The organism is Micromonospora parathelypteridis (genome assembly GCF_014201145.1).
GTDB classification, from domain to species: Bacteria; Actinomycetota; Actinomycetes; order Mycobacteriales; family Micromonosporaceae; genus Micromonospora; species Micromonospora parathelypteridis.
Map to the genome: position 1 here is coordinate 837,758 of NZ_JACHDP010000001.1, position 21,766 is coordinate 859,523.

The 21,766-nt window shown below is 70.2% G+C and carries 21 protein-coding genes and 1 riboswitch; of the genes, 11 read left to right on the top strand and 10 right to left on the bottom strand.

Annotated features, from left to right (window positions below):
- The first annotated feature begins 21 nt into the window (after window positions 1-21).
- Window positions 22-1,782 (top strand): acetyl/propionyl/methylcrotonyl-CoA carboxylase subunit alpha, encoded by a 1,761-nt coding sequence (locus HNR20_RS03210; protein ID WP_184176344.1) that lies wholly within the window; start codon window positions 22-24, stop codon window positions 1,780-1,782.
- Window positions 1,783-1,957: 175 nt separating this feature from the next.
- Entirely contained in the window at window positions 1,958-2,488 is a 531-nt protein-coding gene (locus HNR20_RS03215; RefSeq protein WP_184176346.1) for a GNAT family N-acetyltransferase, read from the top strand.
- 72 nt (window positions 2,489-2,560) lie between these two features.
- On the opposite strand, the gene HNR20_RS03220 is transcribed toward HNR20_RS03215, so the two are convergent.
- Together HNR20_RS03220 and HNR20_RS03225 are read right to left on the bottom strand one after the other, a co-directional pair.
- The gene (locus HNR20_RS03220; protein ID WP_184176348.1) at window positions 2,561-3,460 is read right to left on the bottom strand and encodes an ABC transporter substrate-binding protein; all 900 of its coding nucleotides are present in this window, start codon (window positions 3,458-3,460) and stop codon (window positions 2,561-2,563) included.
- Window positions 3,461-3,551: 91 nt separating this feature from the next.
- Window positions 3,552-3,998, bottom strand: coding sequence for an acyl-CoA thioesterase (locus tag HNR20_RS03225; RefSeq protein WP_260321991.1), 447 nt, complete (start codon window positions 3,996-3,998; stop codon window positions 3,552-3,554).
- 192 nt (window positions 3,999-4,190) lie between these two features.
- A riboswitch (cobalamin riboswitch) is annotated at window positions 4,191-4,407 on the bottom strand.
- A 158-nt stretch (window positions 4,408-4,565) separates the two neighbouring features.
- Here HNR20_RS03225 and HNR20_RS03230 point away from each other — a divergent pair.
- The 6 genes from HNR20_RS03230 (at window position 4,566) to HNR20_RS03255 (ending at window position 12,987) form a co-directional block, all read left to right on the top strand.
- Window positions 4,566-6,590: a copper resistance CopC family protein gene (locus HNR20_RS03230; protein ID WP_184176352.1), complete on the top strand. Its 2,025-nt coding sequence runs from the start codon at window positions 4,566-4,568 to the stop codon at window positions 6,588-6,590.
- Between the two features lie 145 nt (window positions 6,591-6,735).
- A complete protein-coding gene (locus tag HNR20_RS03235) occupies window positions 6,736-7,320 on the top strand; it encodes a copper chaperone PCu(A)C (RefSeq protein WP_184176354.1) in 585 nt (194 codons plus the stop codon).
- Window positions 7,317-8,558, top strand: coding sequence for a Dyp-type peroxidase (locus tag HNR20_RS03240; protein WP_184176356.1), 1,242 nt, complete (start codon window positions 7,317-7,319; stop codon window positions 8,556-8,558). Before HNR20_RS03235 ends, HNR20_RS03240 begins: the two co-directional genes overlap by 4 nt.
- Window positions 8,555-9,154 carry a copper resistance CopC family protein gene (locus HNR20_RS03245; protein WP_184176358.1) on the top strand — a complete coding sequence of 200 codons (600 nt, stop codon included), beginning with the start codon at window positions 8,555-8,557 and terminating at the stop codon, window positions 9,152-9,154. Before HNR20_RS03240 ends, HNR20_RS03245 begins: the two co-directional genes overlap by 4 nt.
- A gap of 54 nt (window positions 9,155-9,208) precedes the next feature.
- Window positions 9,209-11,335 (top strand): bifunctional copper resistance protein CopD/cytochrome c oxidase assembly protein, encoded by a 2,127-nt coding sequence (locus tag HNR20_RS03250; protein ID WP_229687143.1) that lies wholly within the window; start codon window positions 9,209-9,211, stop codon window positions 11,333-11,335.
- A 182-nt stretch (window positions 11,336-11,517) separates the two neighbouring features.
- Window positions 11,518-12,987 carry a PepSY-associated TM helix domain-containing protein gene (locus HNR20_RS03255; protein WP_184176360.1) on the top strand — a complete coding sequence of 490 codons (1,470 nt, stop codon included), beginning with the start codon at window positions 11,518-11,520 and terminating at the stop codon, window positions 12,985-12,987.
- A gap of 105 nt (window positions 12,988-13,092) precedes the next feature.
- Here the strand turns inward: HNR20_RS03255 and HNR20_RS03260 are convergent, their stop codons facing one another.
- From HNR20_RS03260 to HNR20_RS03275, 4 genes are all read right to left on the bottom strand, one after another.
- Window positions 13,093-13,674 carry a GNAT family N-acetyltransferase gene (locus HNR20_RS03260; protein ID WP_184176362.1) on the bottom strand — a complete coding sequence of 194 codons (582 nt, stop codon included), beginning with the start codon at window positions 13,672-13,674 and terminating at the stop codon, window positions 13,093-13,095.
- A 284-nt stretch (window positions 13,675-13,958) separates the two neighbouring features.
- Complete coding sequence (locus HNR20_RS03265) at window positions 13,959-14,390, bottom strand: SRPBCC family protein (RefSeq protein WP_184176363.1); 432 nt, start codon at window positions 14,388-14,390, stop codon at window positions 13,959-13,961.
- 37 nt (window positions 14,391-14,427) lie between these two features.
- The gene (locus HNR20_RS03270) at window positions 14,428-14,901 is read right to left on the bottom strand and encodes a MarR family winged helix-turn-helix transcriptional regulator (RefSeq protein WP_184176365.1); all 474 of its coding nucleotides are present in this window, start codon (window positions 14,899-14,901) and stop codon (window positions 14,428-14,430) included.
- Window positions 14,898-15,797: an MBL fold metallo-hydrolase gene (locus HNR20_RS03275; RefSeq protein WP_308425435.1), complete on the bottom strand. Its 900-nt coding sequence runs from the start codon at window positions 15,795-15,797 to the stop codon at window positions 14,898-14,900. Before HNR20_RS03275 ends, HNR20_RS03270 begins: the two co-directional genes overlap by 4 nt.
- A gap of 70 nt (window positions 15,798-15,867) precedes the next feature.
- Between HNR20_RS03275 and HNR20_RS03280 the strand changes: the two genes are divergently transcribed.
- Window positions 15,868-16,734: an oxidoreductase gene (locus tag HNR20_RS03280; RefSeq protein ID WP_184176369.1), complete on the top strand. Its 867-nt coding sequence runs from the start codon at window positions 15,868-15,870 to the stop codon at window positions 16,732-16,734.
- 51 nt (window positions 16,735-16,785) lie between these two features.
- Here the strand turns inward: HNR20_RS03280 and HNR20_RS03285 are convergent, their stop codons facing one another.
- The gene (locus HNR20_RS03285) at window positions 16,786-17,538 is read right to left on the bottom strand and encodes an alpha/beta fold hydrolase (protein ID WP_184176371.1); all 753 of its coding nucleotides are present in this window, start codon (window positions 17,536-17,538) and stop codon (window positions 16,786-16,788) included.
- Window positions 17,539-17,600: 62 nt separating this feature from the next.
- On the opposite strand from HNR20_RS03285, the gene HNR20_RS03290 reads away from it, so the two are divergent.
- Window positions 17,601-18,128: a PadR family transcriptional regulator gene (locus HNR20_RS03290; RefSeq protein WP_184176373.1), complete on the top strand. Its 528-nt coding sequence runs from the start codon at window positions 17,601-17,603 to the stop codon at window positions 18,126-18,128.
- 137 nt (window positions 18,129-18,265) lie between these two features.
- Here HNR20_RS03290 and wrbA read toward each other — a convergent pair whose 3' ends face one another.
- The 3 genes from wrbA to HNR20_RS03305 form a co-directional block, all read right to left on the bottom strand.
- On the bottom strand, window positions 18,266-18,865 hold the full coding sequence (wrbA, locus tag HNR20_RS03295; protein ID WP_184176375.1) for an NAD(P)H:quinone oxidoreductase: 600 nt from the start codon (window positions 18,863-18,865) through the stop codon (window positions 18,266-18,268).
- Window positions 18,866-19,067: 202 nt separating this feature from the next.
- On the bottom strand, window positions 19,068-20,177 hold the full coding sequence (locus tag HNR20_RS03300) for a Gfo/Idh/MocA family protein (RefSeq protein WP_184176377.1): 1,110 nt from the start codon (window positions 20,175-20,177) through the stop codon (window positions 19,068-19,070).
- Complete coding sequence (locus HNR20_RS03305) at window positions 20,147-20,857, bottom strand: ThuA domain-containing protein (protein ID WP_184176379.1); 711 nt, start codon at window positions 20,855-20,857, stop codon at window positions 20,147-20,149. Before HNR20_RS03305 ends, HNR20_RS03300 begins: the two co-directional genes overlap by 31 nt.
- Window positions 20,858-21,019: 162 nt before the next feature.
- Here HNR20_RS03305 and HNR20_RS03310 point away from each other — a divergent pair, with 162 nt between their 5' ends.
- The gene (locus HNR20_RS03310; RefSeq protein ID WP_229687145.1) at window positions 21,020-21,760 is read left to right on the top strand and encodes a helix-turn-helix domain-containing protein; all 741 of its coding nucleotides are present in this window, start codon (window positions 21,020-21,022) and stop codon (window positions 21,758-21,760) included.
- Window positions 21,761-21,766 lie beyond the last annotated feature (6 nt).

A 21,766-nucleotide genomic window follows, 5' to 3' on the forward strand; every position in this document is an offset into this window, starting at 1 on the left:
GGAGAAGACTGGAGAGCTGTCGTGCACAAGGTTCTCATCGCCAATCGTGGCGAGATCGCGGTCCGCATAGCGCGGGCCTGCTCCGACGAAGGGCTCGCCAGCGTCGCGGTCTACGCCGAGCCCGATCGCGACGCCCTGCACGTACGGGTCTGCGACGAGGCGTACGCGCTCGGCGGCGAGACCCCCGCGACCAGCTACCTGGACACGACCAAGGTGCTGAGGGCGGCCGTCGACTCCGGGGCCGACGCCGTGCATCCCGGCTACGGGTTCCTCTCCGAGAACGCCGAGTTCGCCCAGGCGGTGCTGGACGCCGGCCTCACCTGGATCGGCCCGCCGCCGGCGGCGATCCGGGCCTTGGGCGACAAGGTCACCGCCCGGCACATCGCCGAGCGGGTGGGCGCTCCCTTGGTGGCCGGCACGCCGGGTCCGGTGGCCGGCGCCGACGAGGTCGTCGCGTTCGCCAGCGAGCACGGGCTGCCGGTGGCGATCAAGGCCGCGTTCGGTGGTGGTGGCCGGGGTCTGAAGGTCGCCCGGGCCGTGGCGGACATCCCCGAGCTCTACCAATCCGCGGTCCGGGAGGCGGTCGCGGCGTTCGGCCGGGGCGAGTGTTTCGTCGAGCGGTATCTCGACGGGCCCCGGCACGTCGAGACGCAGTGTCTGGCCGACCGGCACGGCTCCGTGGTGGTGGTGTCCACCCGGGACTGCACTCTGCAGCGACGCCACCAGAAGCTTGTCGAGGAGGCGCCGGCGCCGTTTCTCTCGCCAGCGCAGCAGGAGACCCTGTACGACGCTTCCAAGGCGATCCTCCGGGAGGCAGGTTACGTCGGCGCCGGGACCTGCGAGTTTCTCATCGCCCGCGACGGAACCATCTCGTTCCTGGAGGTCAACACCCGGCTACAGGTCGAGCATCCGGTCACCGAGGAGGTCACCGGCATCGACCTGGTGCGGGAGATGTTCCGGATCGCCCGCGGCGAGCCGTTGGGTTACGAAGATCCGCCGGTACGCGGGCACTCGATCGAGTTCCGGATCAACGGGGAGGATCCCGGCCGCGGTTTCCTGCCGGCACCGGGGACCCTCACCCGCTTCGTTCCGCCGAGCGGTCCCGGCGTCCGGCTCGACCCCGGCGTCGAGGCCGGTTCGGTGATCGGGCCGGCCTGGGATTCCATGCTGGCCAAGCTGGTCATCACCGGGCGGGATCGGCAGCAGGCGTTGCAACGAGCCCGACGGGCGCTGGCCGAGTTCCGGATCGAGGGCCTGGCGACGACCCTGCCGTTCCACCGCGCGGTGGTCGCCGACCCCGCGTTCGCACCCGACTCCCCCGATGACGAGTTCGACGTGCACACCCGGTGGATCGAGACCGCATTCGCCAACCGGCTGACCCCGTACCCGGGTCCCGGGCAGGGCGTGCCCGGCCCCGAGGACCGGGAGACCGTGGTGGTGGAGGTCCGTGGCAGACGCGTCGAGGTCACCGTGCCCGCCGGTCTCGGCAGGGCGTCCGCAGCGGGCCGTGGGCTCAACCGTCCCCCGCAGCGCCTTGCCGCCGCCGGCGGTGCGCCCACCGGGGGCGGAGAGGCGCTGACCTCCCCGATGCACGGCACGATCACGAAGGTTGCGGTTGCCGACGGGCAGCGGGTGCAGGCCGGCGACCTGATCGTCGTGCTGGAGGCGATGAAGATGGAGCAGCCGCTGCAGGCGCACCGGGCGGGCACCGTCAAGGGCATGACCGCTGAGATCGGTACGAACGTGCAGAGCGGTGCGCTCATCTGCGAGATCAGGGACTGAGGTCACGCTGCCGACGCCGCGGCGCCAACCACTCCTGCCCCGCCCGGTCGCAGCACCGACCGGGCGCCGAACGGCGATGCCCTGCATGAGCTGCTGGTCGGCGTGGCGCTGGATTCCCCAGGACCATGATCATTATCTCGGTCGTGATCGGCCAGCCGCGGTTTACGATCCCGCCATGGACGACATCACCCGCGGCATACGTATCAGACGCGGTGGCCCGGCCGATGCACCCGCCGTACTGGACATGCTCGATTCCGCGGTGATCTGGATGAACGATCGCGGCAACACCGAGCAGTGGGGCACGATCCCGTTCTCGGAGAAGCCCGGAGGGCCCGAGTTGGTCGACCGGTACCTGACCGAGAACCTCCCGTACATCGCGGAGGTGGACGGAACACCGGCCGCGACCCTGGTGTTGGACTCCGGGCCCAACCCGCGGGCGCCGATCGCGCCCGCGAAAGAACCCGAGCGGTACGTCCGCCTACTCGTCTCCCACCGACGATTCGCCGGTCGGAAACTCGGGTCGGCCCTGCTGGCACACGCCGTGGACGAAACCCGGCGAGCCGGCGTGCGGTTGCTCCGGGTCGACTGCTGGGCGGGCGGCGGTGGCGAATTGGTGGCGTTCTACGAGCGCCACGGGTTCACTTCCACCGAAAGCTTCCTGTCTGGAACCTGGCCAGGGCAGGTGCTCGCCCAACGGGTCGCTTGAGCCGCGCTTCGCCGCCGACGCGCTTCGGCGGGGTCCGGCTACCCGCGGAACCCAGGTTCACCAGCGGCTGCGTCAACCGGCGTCGACGGGAACCCGCCGAGCGCGGGCGTCTGGACGGCCAGCAAGGATCGCGGCGAGGATCTCCGCGCCGTCGACGACCCTCGGGCCGGGTCGGTTGAAGTAGGCGGGCCCGTCGACCACCCACACCTGCCCCTGACGAACCGCGGGCAGGTCCGCCCAGCCGGGTTGCGTGGCCGCCACGGACAGCTCGTCGAAGGTTCGCTCGGGCGTGAATCCGCACGGCCCGAACACCACCACGTCGGGAGCCAGGTCCGCGACCACGGACCACCGGTGCGGGATGCTGTGCGCGCCCGGCCCGAGCAGCAGAGACCGCCCGCCCGCATAGGTGATCTGCTCCGGCACCCAGTGTCCGCCGGGCATCAGCGGGTCGAGCCACTCGACGAACAGCACCGTCGGCGCATCGGTCACCGACCCCGGCAAGGCGGCGAGGCGACGCTCGCCGTCAGCCCGGATCTCCGCTGCCCTGCCCTCGGTGCCGGTCAGCGCGGCCACGACGTCGACCGTGTCCAGGATCCCGCCGATGGTCCTCGCCTCCAGGGACACCACCCTGGTATCGAGGTCGATCATCCGCACGGCGTCGTTGACCCGTTCGTAGGAGACCGCACACACGTCGCACAGATCCTGGGTCAGGATCAGATCCGGCTTCAAGTCCTCCAGCAGGGCGACGTCGAGCTGGTACAACGACGATCCTCGGTGCGCGTCGCCAGCGATCGCCGCCGAGATCTCCCTGCTCGTCAGGGCTTCAGGCAGGGAAGTCGCAGTTACCGCCGGAATATCGGCGAGGTCCCCCGGCGGCCAGTCACACTCGTGCGTCCGGCCGACCAGGTGCCCGGTCACGCCAAGCATGGCCACGATGTCCGTGGCCGCCGGCAGCAGTGAAACGATTCGCACACCCGCCTGCCTACCAGGCATGACCGAGCCACGTCCACTCGCCGACACCGCGAGAGCCGGCCAACGTCGCGACGGACAGTCCGAGCATGTCTCAGACCTCCTCGGCGCCGTCGAGCAACGCCCGTCGCAGCGCCAAACGGTGCTCCCGGCGGATCTCCGCCTCCCGGTAGCGACGCCGGTCCCCGTCCGTCTCCGGCAGCAGCGGCGGCACCGCCCGCGGCTGCCCGTCGTCGTCGATGGCGACCATGACCAGGTGGGCGGTGGCCACGTCGGTGGGCGGCACCGCCCGATCCCACCGGTCCGCGGTGACCTTCACGGCCACCTCCATCGAGCTGCGTCCCGCCCAGGTGATGCGCGCGTCGACGTGGACGACGTCACCGACCCGAACCGCCCGGAGGAACGCGGTCTCGTCGATGGCGGCGGTGACGGCCGGCCCGTCGGAATGCCGGGCGGCGACCACCCCGGCAACGGAGTCGATGAGGTTGAGGATCCGGCCACCGTGCACCGTACCCATCAGGTTCGTGTGGTGCTGATCCATGATCTGCGACAGGGTCAGGTGCGACGCCGACGGCGCTCGACCGTCGATCGTGATGATGTCGTGCACAGCGGTAGTCCGTCCCTCGGGAAACCACACCACCGGAACGCGGACACGCTGACGAGGACACACCCACGCAGATGCGCGGCAGGTCACCCGCTCAGCCCACCCGCGAGGCCGACGGCAGCGCACACGGTTGTGTACGCGGCACCGGCAGGTCTTCGGACTCGCGGGCCTGACCGGCTCCACGCCGATCTCCTACTGGCCGTCGCTTCCCAGGCCACTGGCCCAGTGCTGATGACGGCGGTCGTTCCCACTCACCGCTGCGGGGCAGTCCCGGATTCACACCGGGTTCCCTCTTACGACGCCCGATCGGCAGCCGACCGGGCGAACCAGCGCCGCCGGGAAGCATAGCTGGTCAGCGAGGCCGCCCAGCCAGCTGGCGTGCCTCGCGGCTGGACAGGCCACGCCAGGACACGAAGATCGATCCCCAACCTCGCCAACTTTTGCCATCTCGGTAAAAACGAAACCGCCTCTTGAAAAAAGTCTCGGCGTGGTGAGGATATTCAGATGCGTCGTCTCCCCCAGACTCCCGGGCGAGTGGTCTCGGCCCTCCTCGCGCTCGTCCTCGCCTCGGCGGTCGCTCTGCTCGCGTCCGCTCAGCCCGCGGCAGCTCACGGGACCCTCGCGATGTCCACGCCAGGGGACGGTGCCACGTTGCGTGAGCCGCTGGCGGCGGTGCAGCTGTACTTCACGGAGAAGGTCGCCGCCAACGCGTACTTCACGATCACCGCCCCGGGCGGCGCCCGCGTCGACAACGGCTGGACGTACGGCGAGCCGAAGCCGCTGGACAAGCCGGTGCGGGAGTACTTCCTGGTGGAGGGGAAGTTCGAACCGCGTGAGTACAAGACCGGGTTCCCGGCGGTGGTGACCGTCGCCCATCTGCCGGCGGCCGGACAGTACTCGGTGAGCTACCTGTCGGTCGCCTCGGACGGAGACGCGGTCCGGGGCACGATGACCTTCCGCTACACGGGCCGGGCGACGGCCGCACCCCAGGGGTGGAGCCCGCCGACCCACCAGCCGGACCCGTCCCTCGTCGCCGCCATCGAGCAGCATTCGACGTCAGGACAGGCGTCGGCCGCACCGGCCGGATCGGCGGCCCCAGCAGCCGGGTCGGCGGCACCGGCGACGGCTGCCGCTTCGGCAGCGTCGAACGACGAGAGCGGTTCCGGCCCCCTGGCCTGGACCGGCTGGGTGGTCGCGGTCGTCGCGGCGGTGGCGGGATTCATTGGTTGGCGCCGCCCCGCGCCCGCCGGCAGATCCTCCGGCCGGGGCCGCGCATCGAAGGCGCCCTCGGGCCGACGCGACTCCGAACCCCGAGCCGGGAGCAAGACCACCGGCGGCAAGACCGGTACGACCGGCGGCAGTCGTCGAGGCGGCGCGGCCGGTTCCGGCGGCAGGCAGCGCGGCGTCGCCGTGCCCGCGGGGCGTAGGAGCGGGGCACTCGTCACCGCCAGGACCGCCGCGACCGGGTCAACGCCGGCAGGTCAACAGGCGGGGTCGACGCAGGCACCAGCCACCCCGGAGGACGAGTCGCGGTCCACCCCCGCCGACCCTCTGCTGCAGCATGTCGCTGCCGGGACACCCGGGTCTCGGCTGAGCAACACGCACCTGGCGCTGCTCGTCGGTGGGCTGACGCTGGCCCTGCTCGCCGGGTTCGGGCTGGCCCGCATCGGTACGGGCACCGAGGAACCGACCAGCAACGCGCGGCAGCCCGCCGGCGCTCCGGCTACCTCCGGGCGAGCGATATCCGCAGGCGATGGGCATCAACACCCGGCAGGAACCGGCCCGCACTCGCACCCCGGCGACGGGGGCACGGGCGAGACGCTGGCGGCGGGGACGACGGTCAGCGCCGGCGGGTACACGCTGCAACCGCTGGAGCGATCCCAACCACCCGGGGTACGCGCGGACTACCGGTTCCGGATCGTCGGGACCGACCGGCAGGCGGCGACACGCTTCGCGGTGGTCCACGACAAGCCGTTGCACATGATCGTGGTGGGTCGCGACCTGAGCGGCTACCAGCATCTGCACCCGACGATGGCCTCCGATGGCACCTGGAGCGTCCCCCTGACGCTGGCCCGGCCCGGTGGCTACCGCATCTACGCCGACTTCTCCGTGACCGCGGCCGACGGTGCCCAACTGCCTCTCGTCCTGGGCGTCGACCACCATGTTGCTGGCGCGTACGCGCCGGCCGCCCTGCCACCGGCGCAGGCACAAGCGGCGGCTGGGCCGTTCGAGGTGTCGATGACCGGCACGCCAACGGTGGCGGTGACGGCGCCGGTGCAGTTCCAGGTCAACCGCGCCGGCACGGCGGAGTCGGCGCAACTGGAGCGGTACCTGGGCGCGTACGGGCACCTGGTCGTGGTCCGCGAGGGTGACCTCGGCTACGTACACGTCCACCCCGAGCCGGAACTGGTCGACGGAACGGTCAAGTTCTGGCTGACCGCTCCGAGTTCCGGCCGGTACCGAGCGTTCTTCGACTTCCAGGTTGGCGGGAAGGTGCACACCGCCGAGTACACGATCAACCTGCCGTGAGGTGAGGGGTCGGTAGACGCCCGCGCGGCCCGATCGGCGGCCGGTCGTCGGCAGCCAGGTGACGTCATTTGCCAGCCATACCGGAACTTTTCCGCTGGTGGTGCCGACCAACCTGACGCCAGACCCGTTACCGAAGGGACCGTTCATGCCCAGCACCACCCACGCCGGCGCAGGCCGCCGCCCGGTCGCTCTGCTCGCCACCGCCGCCCTCCTGGCAGTCGGTGTCGCCGGCTGCGGATCGTCGGAAACCCCGTCGTCCGCCGCTGCGGGCCCGTCGGCGTCGGCGAGCGTCGCCGCGGGCGTGGTCGGCATCCGTGACCCGTGGGTGAAGGCCGCCGACAAGGGCATGACCGCGGCGTTCGGCACGCTGGTCAACGACACCGAGACCGACGTCACCATCACCGGCGCCTCCACCGAGGTGTCTCGGATGGAACTGCATGAGATGACCATGAAGGACGGAAAGATGGTCATGCAGGCCAAGCCGGGCGGCATCGTGATCAAGGCGAAGAGCACACATGTGCTCGAGCCGGGGGGCGACCACCTGATGCTGATGGACGTGAAGCAGCCGGTGCAGGCTGGCGACGAGCTGACCTTCACCCTCACCTTCGCCGACCTCAGGACCCAGACGTTCACCGCGGTGGCCAAGCCGTTCACCGGCGCCCAGGAGAGCTACGCGCCCGGCCATGGGGCCAGCCCGACGCCGGGAATGAGCATGAGCCCGGCCTCATGACCCCGGAACCCACTCTCCGTCCGGTGAGCAGACGTGGCCTGCTCACCGGCGGTGCCCTCGCCGCTGGAGGCGCGTTCGCCGGTGTCGCCGGAGTCACCGCGATCGGCGACAAGCAGGCCGAGGACCGCGACGACCGGCTGCCCGAGGCCGTGCCCGTCGCCGCCGTCGGTAGCACGGTCGAGCCGTTCCACGGGCCTCGGCAGGCTGGCGTCGCCACCGACCCGCAGGCCCACGCGTCGTTCGTGGCGCTCACTCTTCGCGCCGGCATCGAGCGGGCCGCGGCGGGTCGGATGCTGCGGCTGCTGACCGACGACGCCGCCCGCCTCACCCAGGGCAAGCCCGCCCTGGCCGACACCGAGGCCGAACTCGGCCTGCTGCCTGCACGACTGACCGTGACCTTCGGCTTCGGCCCCGGCCTGTACCGGGCGGCCGGCGTCGAGGACCGGCGGCCGGCATCCCTGGCCGAGCTGCCCTCGTTCCGCATCGACCGGCTCCAGCCGGCCTGGTCCGGCGGCGACCTGTTGCTGCAGATCTGCGCCGACGACCCGATAACCGTCGCGCACGCCCAACGAGTCCTGCTCAAGGACAGCCGGCCCTTCGCCACCGTCCGGTGGGTCCAGCAGGGCTTCCGCCGCAGCCCTGGCGTGGAGCCCGGCGGCCGCACCCAACGCAACCTGTTCGGCCAACTCGACGGCACCGCCAACCCCCGACCCGGGACGCCGATGGACTCCGCCGTCTGGGTGCCCGACGGCCCCGCGTGGCTGCGCGACAGCACCACCCTTGTCGTACGACGCATCAGCATGAACCTGGAGACCTGGGACCTGCTCGGCCGCGCCGACCGTGAACTCGCCAGCGGCCGACGCCTCGACACCGGCGCGCCCCTGACCGGCACCGCCGAACACGACGAACCCGACTTCGCCGCCACCGGCCCGGACGGGCTCACCGTCATCCCGGACTTCTCCCACCTCACCCGGGCACACGTCACCGACGACCGGCTGAAGATCCTGCGTCGGCCCTACAACTACGACGGCGCTCCGATAACGGAGGGCCACGCGGACAGCGGGCTGATCTTCACCTCGTACCAGGCCGACATCAGCCGACAGTTCCTCCCCATCCAACGTCGGCTGGCCGAGCGGGACCTGCTCAACGAATGGACCACCCCGATCGGATCCGCTGTCTTCGCCATCCCGCCCGGCTGCCCGCCCGGCGGTTGGATCGGCGAGCAGGTGCTCGGATGAACCGCCCCATCGGAGAGTCGCTCACCAGGACCGTCCCGTTGTCCCGCTCCCGAGCCGTCCGGCTCGTTGTCGCGGTGCTCGCCGCCCTGGTGGCACTGCTCGTCCCGGCCGGTCCCGCCTGGGCGCACAACTCGCTCAGGTCCGCGTCGCCGGCCAAGGACGCGACACTGCCCAGCGCACCTACCGAGCTCACGCTCGAATTCATGCAGCGGCTCGATCCCACGTTCACCACCATCGTGCTCACCGACGCCTCCAAGCGGAAGATCCCGACGGGCGACCCGGTGGTCGCCGGGGCGAGGAGCACGGTCAAGGTGAGCGACACCCTGCCGAACGGCACGTACACGGTCGCGTACCGGGTGGTCTCCACCGACGGGCACCCGGTCCAGGGGTCTTATCCCTTCACGGTGGCCGACCCTTCGGCCACCGCAGCGCAGACCAGCACAGCCGCCCAAGGGGCCAGCCCATCGGCCGCCGCAGCGGCGGAGCCCGATCGCGGTCCGGGAGCCGGTGTCCTCGTGGGCGGCGGCGCGCTGGCCGCCCTCGCCGTGGTGGCGACCAGCCTGCTGTGGCGGCGGTCGACTCGTCGCCGACCGTAAATCCGCGCCTCCCGCCGCTGCGACAGCTCATCACTCCAGAGTCAAGGTCAACAAGTGTCCGACACAGATTCGCATCAGCTCGCCGCCGACAGCTCCGGCAGTGCCTCCACGATCGTCACGGCCGCGCCAGCGACCACCCGAGCTCGAATCAACGCTCGGCGCGCAGACGCCGGAGGGTCCAGCTGGTTGATCGCGGTTGCCGCCGGCATGTCGGGGGTCGCCCTGCTGCTGCTCGGCCTGCGGCTCGGCGGCGCCCTCACGGCCGCGATCCCGGGCCTGCCCGACGCGGGACCGGCGACGACCTGGGCGCTGCCAGCGGTCCGGCTGCTCTCCGACGGGCTGGCCACCGTCACCGTCGGGATGCTGGTGACCGCCGCGTTCCTGTTGCCCGGCGACGAACGCAGCGTCTCGCCCCACGGCTATATGCTCCTGCGACGGGCGAGTATCGCGGCGGTCGGATGGGCGGTGGCGGCGCTGTCGCTGATCGTGCTGACGGTCTCCGACCTGCTCGGGCAGCCCCTGGACACGCTCCGACCCTCGACAGTGGTCAGCTTCGCCACCACCATCGCCCAAGGGCAGTCCCTCGCGCTGCAGGCAGGTCTGGCTCTGACGGTGGCCCTCCTGTCGCGCGCTGGTGTCTCCCGAGGGCTCGCTGCGACCGTCGCCGTCCTGGCTTGCGTCGCGGTACTGCCCCCGGCCTTCACCGGCCACGCCGCCGGGGCCGGCAACCACCAGATCGCGGTCACCAGCCTGGCCCTGCACATCCTCGCCGCCGCGATGTGGATCGGCGGGCTCGTCGCCCTGCTGATGGTGCGACGCAACCGGCTGCTCGCCGATGCCGTCGCCCGGTACAGCCGCCTCGCGCTGGGCTGCTTCGTCGCCGTGACGGTGAGCGGCGCTGCCAATGCTGCCGTACGGCTCGGCGCGGTGGAGCAGCTCTGGCACTCCCGCTACGGCTGGCTGGTCCTCGGCAAACTCGCCGCGCTGCTGATCCTCGGCGCCGCCGGCGCGGCACACCGCACCCGTACCCTGCCAGCCTTGCGCGCCGGCCAGCGGCGCGCCTTCGGCCGGTTGGCCGCCGGGGAGCTGATCGTGTTCGCCGCCACCGTGGGACTGGCGGTGGCGCTGTCCCGCAGCCCTACCCCCGCCGCCGTCTCCAGCAGCGAGGCCGACCCGATCACCGAGTTGCTCGGCTTCCCGCTGCCCGCCGCGCCCACGCCCGAAAACCTGCTTGGGCAACCCCTGCCGGACATGTTCTTCCTGACCCTCTGCGCCCTGGGTATCGGCGGGTACCTGAGCGGCGTACGGCGACTGCACGCCGACGGGCACCGGTGGCCGGCGACCCGGACGGCGAGCTGGGTCGGCGGGATGCTGCTGCTGGCCGCGGCCACCAATCTGGGCGTCGCCGGCTACGCCTACGTGCTGTTCAGCGCGCACATGGCCCAACACATGGTGCTGTCGATGGTGGTGCCGATCCTGCTGGTCGGCGGCGCACCGGTCACGCTCGCCCTACGTACCCTGCGCCGACCGGCCGACCCGCAGGTACGCGGTGCCCGGGAATGGCTGCTCATCGCGGTGCGCAGCCGGCCGACCAAGCTGCTCACGCACCCCCTCGTCGCGCTCGGCATCTACTCCGTCAGCCTGTTCGGCCTGTACTTCAGCGACCTGCTCGGCGTACTGATGCGCTCGCACCTCGGTCACCTGGCGATGCTCACCCACTTCGTGGTCGCCGGCTACCTGATGTTCTGGGTGCTCATCGGCGTCGACCCGGGCCGTCGGCGCCTCCCCCACCCCCTGCTCGTGACCATCCATCTCGCGTCGATGATGGCGCACGGCTTCTTCGGCCTGGTCCTGATGCAGACCACCACCGTGATCGCGCCCGACTGGTACATCTCCGTGCACCCCGCCTGGGCGTCATCGCTGCTCGACGACCAGAAGCTCGGCGCCGGCATCGCCTGGGCGTTCGGGGAGATCCCCGCCGCGATTGTCATGATCATTCTGGTTCGTCAGTGGATCCGAGCCGACCAGCGCGAACAGGCCCGCCTCGACCGGGCCGCCGACCGGGCCGACGCCGCGGGCGAGGATGACGACCTCGCCCGTTACAACGCGTTCCTCGCCGTTGCGGGGCAGGACGCCGAAGACCCTCGACGAACGACCGGTCCCGGGTTCCACCAGATCTGAACAGCCGCGTCGACCACGTCGAGCTTGGCCCGTGCCTGGTTTGGCAAGTCCGTGGGAACCGCGCGTTGCATCCTCCCGACTACCACATCAAGCGGGAGCCGATGCGCACGAACCGCCCGCCGACGCGCCACCAGTACGAGGACCGACCATCGGGCGCGACCCGACGAGCCGATCGGACGAACATGTCTCTCACCGAGTTGTCCGGCACGCCGACGCCGGAGCCCGCTGCGGCCGACGACGCACCCGCCCGGCCGTCACGGCGAGCCTCGCCGTTGGGCGCGCTGCTGCTCCGGCTGCACTTCTACGCCGGTGTCCTCGTCGCACCGTTCCTGGTGGTCGCCGCGTTGACTGGTCTGGCCTACACCACGACCCCGCAACTGGACAACATTCTCTACGGAGACCAGTTGACGGTCGCCCAGGTGGGTGAGCGTCCGCTACCGCTGGCCGAGCAGGTCGGCGCCGCGCGAAACGCGCACCCCGACGGCAGCATCACCGCCGTGCAGCCCGGCGACGGCGACCGCACCACAAAGGTGATGTTCTCCCTGCCGGAGCTCGGCGACAAACAGCACACCGTCTACATCGACCCCTACACCGCCGAGTCCCAGGGGCAGCTCACCACCTGGTTCGGCTCCACACCGGCCGCCACCTGGCTGGACGACCTGCACCGCCACCTGCACCTGGGCACGGTGGGCGAGCACTATTCCGAACTGGCCGCAAGCTGGCTCTGGGTGCTAGCTCTCGGTGGAGTCATCCTGTGGTGGCGCCGCCGCAGCACCGCTCGCGCCACCGCCCGACACCTGCTCGTGCCGGACCTGTCCGCCGGCAGAGGCGTCCGCCGCACCCGGGGTTGGCACGCCACCACCGGCATCTGGCTCGCCGTCGGCCTGCTCTTCCTCTCGGCGACCGGACTGACCTGGTCCCGCTATGCCGGGGCGAACTTCAGCGCCGGCCTCGACGCGCTCGACGCTCGCACTCCGGAGATCTCCACCAGCCTCGCCGCCGCCCCGGCCGGGACCGACGGCGGCAGCCACCACCACGGTGACGCCGGGGCGGGCGGGCTGGTCGAGTCGGCGGCTTTCGACCGCGTACTGACGGTCGCACGTGACGCGGGCCTCTCCGGCCCGGTCGAGATCGCCCCGGCGACCGCGCCGGGCTCGGCCTGGACCGTCACGCAGACCGACAACACGTGGCCGGTCGCCAAGGACCGCGTCGCCGTCGACCCCGCCACCGACACGATCACCGACCGCAGCGACTTCGCCGACTGGCCCCTGCTGGCCAAACTCAGCGGCCTCGGCATCCAGGCCCACATGGGCCTGCTGTTCGGCCTGGCCAACCAGATCCTGCTCGCCGCGCTCGCCCTCGGGCTGCTCTGCGTCATCGTCTGGGGCTACCGCATGTGGTGGCAGCGCCGACCCACCCGCGGCGACCGCCGCGCCCTCGCGGGCACCCCGCCGACCCGCGGCGGCCTACGCGGCCTCCCGTTCTGGGCGCTGCTGATCGGCGTACCGGTGACCGTGGCGATCGGCTGGGCGCTGCCGCTGTTCGGGCTCACCCTGCTGACCTTCCTCGTCGTCGACGTCGTGGTGGGAGCGGTGTCGCGACGTCGACGTCCTGCCGCCGCCCCCACCTCCCCGGCACCGGCCGGCAGCTGACGCCGCGTCGGTGCCCGGTCGCCGCTGCCTGGACGACCGGGACGATCCGACCGCCGCGATCCTCAGCAGGACGACGAGCCGGCCCGGACCGGGACATCCGTGCCGTCAGAGGTTGCCACGGTGCGTGGCCCACTCGTGCTCGAGGATGGACATGTCGTGGGCGTCGATCCAATCGCCGTCAAAACACAGGGCGTGGCGACGAGTGCCTTCGTGAACGAAGCCGAGCTTCTCGTAGACGTGGCGGGCGCGGGGATTGAAGTCGAAGACCTCGAGCCCGACCCGATGCATTCCGAGCTCGTCGAAGGCGTAGCGGACGAGGAGGCGAGTAGCTTCGGTGCCCAGTCCGCGACCGCGCCCCTCCGGCCCGATGAGGGTGCGGAAGCTGACGCTGCGGGCATCGGGGTCCCAACAGTTGAGGACTGCCTCGCCGACGAGGCGGCGTGTGGCCTTGTCCACGACGGCCAGGTCCAGCCGGTCGTCGGTGGCGCCCCGTGAGCCGTACCAGTCGCGGCTGCCCTCAAGGGGTGGGGCAACTCCCAGGTCCGCGCTGTTGCTGACGCTTCCAGTGAGGCGGCCCACCTCGGGGTCGGCCATGATTGCGATCATGGCCTCGGCATCGTCGACAGTTACGGGCCGCAGCGTGACCAGGTGTCCGGTCAGGGTCGGCTTGTGGCTGAGATCCTTCATTGGCTCTTCCCCCGCGACTATTGAACAGCACTCACGATTGTCCCAACGTGGCCGCGTCACCCTAACGGGTCGACGCCGATGAGGGACGAGCAAACCGCCGGTGATCGGAATGGCGGATGCCAATGCCTCAGCAGAGGCAGTGCGTTCCCCTCTGCTGGGGAGGAGGAGTCATCCATCGCCGGAGAGCATCGCGGCCGGTGGTGGCGACCCGCTTCAGCCTGACCAGACCCGAGTGCGCGCTGTGCGCCACTGCGAAGCCCTACGCCACCGAGCAGAGCTGCTGGTCACTCCAGGAGTTGTTTCAGTGCGCCGAGGTTGTCGCGCATCCCGCCCCTGAAGAGTCGCTCGGCGAGCGGTCCGAGGAGTGCGGCCGGGCCGGTGAGTCCGGCTGCGCTGATCGTGCCCTCGAGGATGAGTCTCGTGGTGTCGCGTGCGGGCCGGACGAGGTAGCGATAGGTGAACGGAGTAGGTCCGCTCAGTGATGTGAAGACGACCTCCTCGCCCTCTGCATGCTTGGTGATTGACACGTCGTTGAGGGCGGGCCCACCGGGGAGATCTCGATACACCTTGTATCGGGTTCCCAGGCCGCGGATGCCGCCGATGCGCTCCACGCGCCGCACTGCGGAATACCACCTCGGCATGGTGGTGAAGTCGGCGACAAATTCAAACACCCGCTCCGCTGGGGCAGCGATGTCGAGGCCTAGCTGAAAGGTCATGGGATCCCCTGTGTACGCGCCGCGCCCAGCGACGCGGTCATTCCGTTTGCTTCTTCTCGGCGGCGAGGCGGTTCGCGAGAGCTGAGCCGGCGGGCGACTGTCGGGTGAAGCCGTCGAGGAACCTGAGGAAGGCGCCGATGTCCGCTCCCTCACTGGCACGGTCGAGCAGGTCGTACAGCCGGTTCTCGATCTCTGCGACGCGGAGGGCCTTGTCCCGTCCCTGCTCGGTGAGCATGAGCCTGACCTGCCGCCGGTCGTGTTCACTCGTGGTTCTCTCCACGAGACCCGCGGCGACGAGTCGGTCGACGATGCGGCTGGGGCTGGTGCCGGTGTCGCAGACGAGCATGTCGCCGAGTTCTCTGAGCGCGAGCGGTCCGTGGTCGCCGATGATGCGCAGTGCTTCCGACTGCGCCGGCGTTACGCCGATCTCGGACAGCAGCACGGTGAGCTGGCGGTTGCCTTCTCGTTGTGCTGCGAGGATGAGGTAGCGAAGCTGCTCGGCTGTTCTCACACCTGCATCGTGCCGTGTTCTCGCAGCGCCGTGGCCAGGAGCCCGGCCGCCGAAGGGTCGTGTGCGGCGAGAATCGGCATGCTCGGATGGCGGGCGGCCAACATGTTGACTCGCTTGGTGACCTCGTGCAGTCCGCGGGCGTCGCCGACTCCGGGGATGCGATCGGCCGCGAGACGCTGCACGTCGTAGGTGACGTCACCGACGAACAGCATGGGCGGCAGCCCCTCACCGCGTAGCAGCAGCGACATCGAGCCCGGCGTGTGCCCGGGGGTTGGCAGCAACAACAGCGAGCCATCGCCCATGACGTCGTGGGCGTGCGTGAACGGCGCGATGGCGGGGTCTTCGACGCGCTGCGGGGTGACAGCCGTGAACCTGACGCCGGGCACGTGGATGTGCTCCCGCATCAGCCCGGCGAAGACTGCGAACTTCTTGTCGACCTCCGCGAGTTCGGCGGCATCGACCAGAATCCGCGCCGATCTCGGCAGCTCCCGCAGGCCGCCGATGTGGTCTTGATGCAGGTGGGAGACGATCGCCACGCGCACGTCGGCGATGTCGTAACCCTGATCGCGAAGTCGGTCGGTCAGGGTTGCGCCCGCAGGAATGTCGAACTTGGCGAGCCTGCGGTAGATCTGTCCGGCCGGACCGCCCGGAAAGTACCCCGGATCGGTGAGCGAGCGCCTGTCCTGGCCGGTGTCGAACAGCACCAGCCCCTTGTCGTGCTCGATCACGTACACGTTGATCGGGAGTGGTTCGGTCCACCGGCGCGACGTGTTGAGCCACCACAGCAGCGGGGTGCCGTTCGTTTCGCGGTGCTCGGGGCGGATCTGGACGGTGCCGGTGCTGACGACCGTAACCCGCTTGATCGGCTTCATCGTACTCCTTAGGTGTCGTGACATGTATGTCGCGACATGGATTAGACGCCGAAGCGACTCCCCCTGTCAAGAACCGAGGACTAGATTGTTGATCATGACGAACGAACGATGGACGCTCGGCGAAGACCTCGCCGTCAACCGGCTCGGGTACGGCACCATGAAACTCACCGGCTGGCCACGGGGTGAGGCACCTGCCCGGGACACCGCCATGGCGATCCTGCGTCGCGCCGTGGACCTTGGCGTGAACCACCTCGACACGTCCAACTACTACGCACGCGACGGCGTGTCCGCGAACGAACTCATCCGCACCGCACTGCACCCGTACCCCGATGATCTCGTCATCGTGACCAAGGTCGGTGCGTTGGTCGAGGGGCCCGACATCACGCTGCCACCCACCGAGCAGCGCGGACTCACTCCCGATGGCCTCCGCCGCGGCATCGAGGCCAACCTGCGCTCCCTCGGCGTGGACCGGCTGGACGTGGTGAACCTCCGCATGGGCGATCGCGGACACACCGACGCGCCGCTCGAAGGCGCGCTGGAAACCCTCATGTCCCTGCGTGCGGAAGGCCTCGTCCGCCACATCGGGGTCTCCAACGTCTCGCCCGAGCAGGTCGACCGGGCACGCGCCGTCGCCGAGATCGTGTGCGTGCAGAACCTCTACAACATCGCCGCCCGCGACGACGATCCACTCGTCGACACCTGCGCCGAGGCCGGTATCGCCTACGTCCCGTTCTTCCCCGTCGGCGGGTTCCAACCGCTCACCGCCGAGCACCTGAGCGCCGTCGCCAGCCGGCACGACATCACCGTGCCGCAGGTGGCTCTGGCTTGGCTGCTGGCCCGCTCACCGAACATCGTGCTCATCCCCGGCACCAGCTCCCTGGCACACCTGGAACAGAACATCGCCGCCGCCCAGGTGCGGCTGACAGAAGACGACCTCGCCCTGCTCGATGCCGCGCGGTGAGCGGCAGCCGATTGAGTACGACCGCGCGGGATCGCGGATGGAACGCCTGCGCTACGCCGGCAATGCCGCGACCGTGGCCGCGACGAAGCCGTCGGGGTTGTCCAGCATGATGTTGTGGCCGCTGTCGGGTACGGAGATCACCCGCACGCCGGCGTCGGTCAGGGCCTGCGCACCGATCGGTTCGTTGCCGGCCGGGTGGAGGTAGGTGCGCGGCACGGGCAGTTCGAGCAGCAGTTCCCGCATGGTGGGGGTGGTGCCGCGGCCGAGGTGTGCCGCCGTGCGGTAGAGCGCCTCCGGACCGGCCAGTCGCATCGTCGCCGCCCAGGCCGGGCCGACCCGGGTGAGCGTCTCGGACCGGCCGCCGCCGTGTACGAACTGCTCCTCCGTGTAGCGGGCACCGATGCCGACGCCCGGAGGCTGCGGGTCGAGGGTGGCGTCGACGAGAACCAGTGCCGAGACAAGGTGCGGATGGCGGGCGGCCAGGACGACGGCGACGGCGCCGCCCATGCTGTGTGCGATCACCTCTGCGGCGCTGACCCCGGCTGCGGTCAACGCGGTGGCGGTGAGGTCGGCGTGCTCCTCCAGGGTGTACGAGGCGTCGGCCGGCCGGTCGCTGATGCCGTGCCCGAGCAGATCCATCAGCAGACTGCGCCGTCCGGCCAGGGCGGGGTTGGCGGCCACCGCCGCGTAGTACGTCGGCGAGGAGGCGCCGAGTCCGTGCAGGTAGACCCGTGTGGGTTCGGCGCCGGGGAGTTCCACCCAGCGGATCGTCGTGCCATCCGGTCGGACCTGGGCGCCACGCATCACATACCTCCCGACTGATACCTCGTGTTCGAGGTATTCCGTTGCCGAGGTAAGTTAGCACGGTGTTGGAGTTCGCGATATTGGGCTTCCTGGCCGACGCCCCGCTGCACGGGTACGAGCTACGCAAACGCGCGGCTGCACTCACCGGCCACGTCCGGCCGATCGCGGACGGGACGCTGTACCCGACGATCAAGCGCCTGGAGCGTGCGGGTCTGCTTCGCCGGGACGTGCAGGCTGGCCAGGTGGCGGCACCACGGCACGTACTGATCCTGAGCCCGGCCGGACAGGCCGAGTTGTTGCGTCAGCTCCGCACACCCGACGAACTCTTCATCACCGACGAGAACCGCTGGTTCACGCTGCTGGCGTTCCTGCGCCACCTCGACGATCCCGCAGCCCAGGCGGCCGTCCTGCGCCGCCGGCTCGATTTCCTCACCCAGCCGGCGAGCTTCTTCTGGGACGGCGATCGACCGCTGCGCGCTGACGACTTTCCCCACGACCCTTTTCGCCAAGGGTTGTTCCGCATCGCCACCGCCACCAGCCGCACCGAGATTGCCTGGTTGCGAGAAATGCTGACATCACTCCCGCGATGACAACCGGCAGCCAAAGGGCCGGTCTCCCCCTGGCGGGAAACCGGCCCTTGGCCTGCTGGGCGCTCGGAGCGACTCGAACCACTGTCCCCTGATCGTTCGCGTCTGCTCGGGAGGCCACCCAGCAGCAGCGAGGCTTGTCAGGCGGTGAGCTTGCCAGCGATCTTGACGACCCGCTGAGCCATGTGGTCGAGGGCGTTGAGCTGGGCGTCGCCCAGCGGAGCGTCGTTGCTTCCGCCGGTGACGTGCGAGACGCCGTACGGGTTGCCGTCGCCGAACTTCAGCGGGTCGGTGTACCCGGGGGCGACGACCAGACCGCCGAAGTGGTGGATCGTGTTGTAAAGCGCCAGGAGCGTCGACTCCTGACCGCCGTGGGCGGTCATGGATGCGGTGAAGCCGGCGTACACCTTGTCGGCCAGCAGCCCCTGCCCCCACTGCGGGCCGAGGGTGTCGATGAACTGCTTGAGCTGGCTGGAGACGTTGCCGTAACGGGTGGGGGTGCCGAACAGCACCGCGTCGGCCCAGACGACGTCGTCGGCGGCCGCCTTCGCCTCGGTCTTCGTGGCGTCGAAGTGCTGGCTCCAGGCGGCGTTGGAGGCGATGGCCTCCTCGGGGGCAAGCTCCGGAACCTGGCGCAGCCGCACCTCGGCGCCGGCCTTCTCGCCAGCCTCGGCGAGCCGCTTGGCCATCGCGTGGACCGTACCGGTCGAGGAGTAGTAGATGACGGAGAGCTTGGTCATCGAAGGAACCCTTTCGGCAAAGTATTTGCTAGTGATAAATTTGCTGCAGCAACAACTTGACTGTAGCAGCGGCAGCGAGGCGGTCGCCACCTGGCCTGAGCAGGCCGTCCGAGTGCCGCAGCAGGAACCGCGCACAGCGAAGGCCGCACCGGGCAGGTGCCCGATGCGGCCTTCGGTGCTCAGGCTCGACGCGCCTGACTACTTACGCGTCGTACGCCGTCCAGTCCTCGACCGGCGTGAGTGGCACTGGCGCGGGCCGCTCCACCACCGTCGTCAGCTCGATCCGCCGGCCTTCGGCCACCGACTGGAGCAGGGTGGTCATCGTTTCGAGCACGTGCAGCGCGACGCCGCCGCCAGCGCGCGGCGGACGCTGACCCTCGGCCCTGACAAGATCGATCAGACCGACGCCTCGGGCACCCTCGGCGTAACCGGCCCGCGGTTCCAGAACGCGCCATTCGGTACCACCGAGCGCGAAGAGGCGGACCTCACCGTCAAAACGGTTCGGATCGGGTACGGCGAGCGTGCCGGTCTCCCCGTGCACCTCGATCGGCGCGGCCGTCGTCGCGACGCCGTCGAAGCTCGTCGTGATGGTGGAGAGAGCACCGTTGGCGTGCTCGAGCACCCCGGTCACGTGGGTGTCCACCCCCACCGGGATCCGCTCGCCGGTACGCGGGCCCGAGCCGATGACGCGCTCGGCGCGCAGACGGCCGGCGGCTCCGCTCACCGCGCGAACCGGCCCGAGCAGGTGGATCAGCGCCGAGATGTAGTACGGCCCCATGTCCAGCAACGGACCGCCGCCCGGGGCGTAGTAGAAGTCGGGGTTGGGATGCCAGCGCTCGTGCCCCGGCGTGACCATGACGGCCGACGCGGACATCGGGCGTCCGATGAGCCCACCGTCGATCGCCGCCCGCGCCGTCTGCGTACCCGTTCCCAGAACGGTGTCCGGCGCGCACCCGACGCGGACGCCGGCCGACGCGGCCCGTTCGATGATCGAGCGACCGTCCGGGAACGTCACGGCGAGTGGCTTCTCGACATACACGTTCTTGCCCGCGTCGATCGCGGCGAGCGAGATATCGGCGTGCGCCGCGGGGATCGTCAGGTTGAGCACCGTCTGCACGTCCGGGCGGGCGAGCAGGCGCTCGACGCTCATCGCCTCGGCGCCGGGAATCGTGGCCGCGACCGCGGCCGACCGGGCTGCGTCGAGGTCGGCCAGCGCGACGATGTTCACCGCGGGGTGGTTCGCGAGCGTGTCCAGGTACGCGCGGGAGATGACCCCGAGACCTACGACGCCGACGCGGTGCGGGTCGCCCACACCATCCCCCTCTCGATGACGGTACGGACGTCCGCGTGCTCCAGCACGTCAGGGCTGTGCCCCGGGGTCGTCACGACGATGCGCCCGGCACCCCAGAGCCGGGTCCAGATCGCCGGCGAGGTGACCGGCCGGTGCCAGGGATGCCACGCCTGCGTTGGGTGGGTGGTGACGGCCAGTACGTCGATCAGGTCGTCGTGCAGCACCCAGTACTGCTCGGTGACCAGGTCGAAGTCCTCGATCCCCGCAGTGATCGGATGCTCGCGGCCGAGGTCGGTGATGCGCACCGTGTGCGGCAGGAAGTTGTCCTCCGCGCCACCGTGACGCTCGCACGGCTCCTTACCCGGGTGGGTCGCGAACTGGCCGCCCACCAGATGCAGGTACTCGGATGACGCGCGGAACGAGTCGACGATGCCGCCGTGCCAGCCGGTGAAGCCCGTACCGGCGATGACCGCCGCGCTGAGGCCCGCCGACTGGTCCGAGGTGATCTGCGACATCGTCACGCACTGCACCACGAGGTCGGTGGCGGCCATCTCGGCCGCATCGGCGTAGATCTCCGTCGACTCCTCAACCCGTACGGCATAGCCGCTGCGTTCGAGGAAGGGGATGAACAACTCTGTCGCCTTGACCGGCTGGTGCCCCTCCCAGCCACCCCGAACAACCAGTGCTCTCCGCTGCGCCACGCTCGCTCCCTCCCACGGTCCGTCACCACCGGGCCGGGTGCTCCCGCCCTGGCGACGTGCCGCCGATGCCCGTGCTCGTCGAGCACCGAAACCGTACTCGTAGATGCCGTCCGTGATCCACATCGATCCCCTACGCTCGGGAGCCAACGTCGCTGGTTCGCGGTGGAGGAGGCCTTGCGCTTGCGATTCGACCATCGTGACACCGAGACAGACGCGAGCATCGTCGACCGCGTGTGGCGGACCAGCAGCGACGTGGAAGAAACGATGACGTCCGCAGCACGCACGTGCAGCCAACTGATACTCACCCGCATGCAGGGACATCTGTTTGCCAGCCTGCGCGGGCCGGAGACCAGGGCGACTACTGCGCCGGTCCCACCGAACGCCGAGTTCCTCGGGATCCGGCTCACGCTCGGCACCGTTCTTCGGCCGCACCCCGCAGCATCAATCGTCGACGGGTACGTGCCCTTCCCGGTGACGGACTCGGGCCGGATAGTCATCGGCGGCGAGGACTGGGAAGCGCCGACGTACGAGAACGCCGAGCAGTTCGTCCGGCGCCTGCGGCACGCTGGTCTGCTGGTGCGATCACGCCTGAGAGTCGAGGAGCACCTCGCCGGGCACCCCGAGGGCCATCCGTCCCAACGAACCCTTCAGCGGCAGTACCGCGCGGTTACCGGCCTCTCGCAGACCGCCGTGACGCAGATCGACCGCGTGAACGCCGCGGCCACGATGCTGCGCGATGGGCTCGACTGGCGCGTGGTCGTCGAGGCGCTGGGGTACTTCGACCAAGCTCACCTGGCACATGCGCTGCGGCGCTACGTCGGGCGCACCGCGCGGGGGCTGCGCGCGGGCGACGAGGCATCGATGTCGTTTCTGTACAAGATCGGCCCGCGACCAGGCAGCTAACCTCCG

Bases quoted from the DNA above. Each gene is read 5' to 3' on its own strand.
- HNR20_RS03285 (WP_184176371.1), bottom strand. From the start codon at position 17,538: ATGCGTGGCGCCCAGGTCCGACCGGATGGCACGACGATCCGCTGGGTG.
- HNR20_RS03255 (WP_184176360.1), top strand. From the start codon at position 11,518: ATGTCTCTCACCGAGTTGTCCGGCACGCCGACGCCGGAGCCCGCTGCG.
- HNR20_RS03275 (WP_308425435.1), bottom strand. From the start codon at position 15,797: ATGTCACGACACCTAAGGAGTACGATGAAGCCGATCAAGCGGGTTACG.
- HNR20_RS03240 (WP_184176356.1), top strand. From the start codon at position 7,317: ATGACCCCGGAACCCACTCTCCGTCCGGTGAGCAGACGTGGCCTGCTC.
- wrbA (WP_184176375.1), bottom strand. From the start codon at position 18,865: ATGACCAAGCTCTCCGTCATCTACTACTCCTCGACCGGTACGGTCCAC.
- HNR20_RS03265 (WP_184176363.1), bottom strand. From the start codon at position 14,390: ATGACCTTTCAGCTAGGCCTCGACATCGCTGCCCCAGCGGAGCGGGTG.
- HNR20_RS03245 (WP_184176358.1), top strand. From the start codon at position 8,555: ATGAACCGCCCCATCGGAGAGTCGCTCACCAGGACCGTCCCGTTGTCC.
- HNR20_RS03230 (WP_184176352.1), top strand. From the start codon at position 4,566: ATGCGTCGTCTCCCCCAGACTCCCGGGCGAGTGGTCTCGGCCCTCCTC.
- HNR20_RS03225 (WP_260321991.1), bottom strand. From the start codon at position 3,998: ATGGATCAGCACCACACGAACCTGATGGGTACGGTGCACGGTGGCCGG.
- HNR20_RS03260 (WP_184176362.1), bottom strand. From the start codon at position 13,674: ATGAAGGATCTCAGCCACAAGCCGACCCTGACCGGACACCTGGTCACG.
- HNR20_RS03215 (WP_184176346.1), top strand. From the start codon at position 1,958: ATGGACGACATCACCCGCGGCATACGTATCAGACGCGGTGGCCCGGCC.
- HNR20_RS03235 (WP_184176354.1), top strand. From the start codon at position 6,736: ATGCCCAGCACCACCCACGCCGGCGCAGGCCGCCGCCCGGTCGCTCTG.
- HNR20_RS03280 (WP_184176369.1), top strand. From the start codon at position 15,868: ATGACGAACGAACGATGGACGCTCGGCGAAGACCTCGCCGTCAACCGG.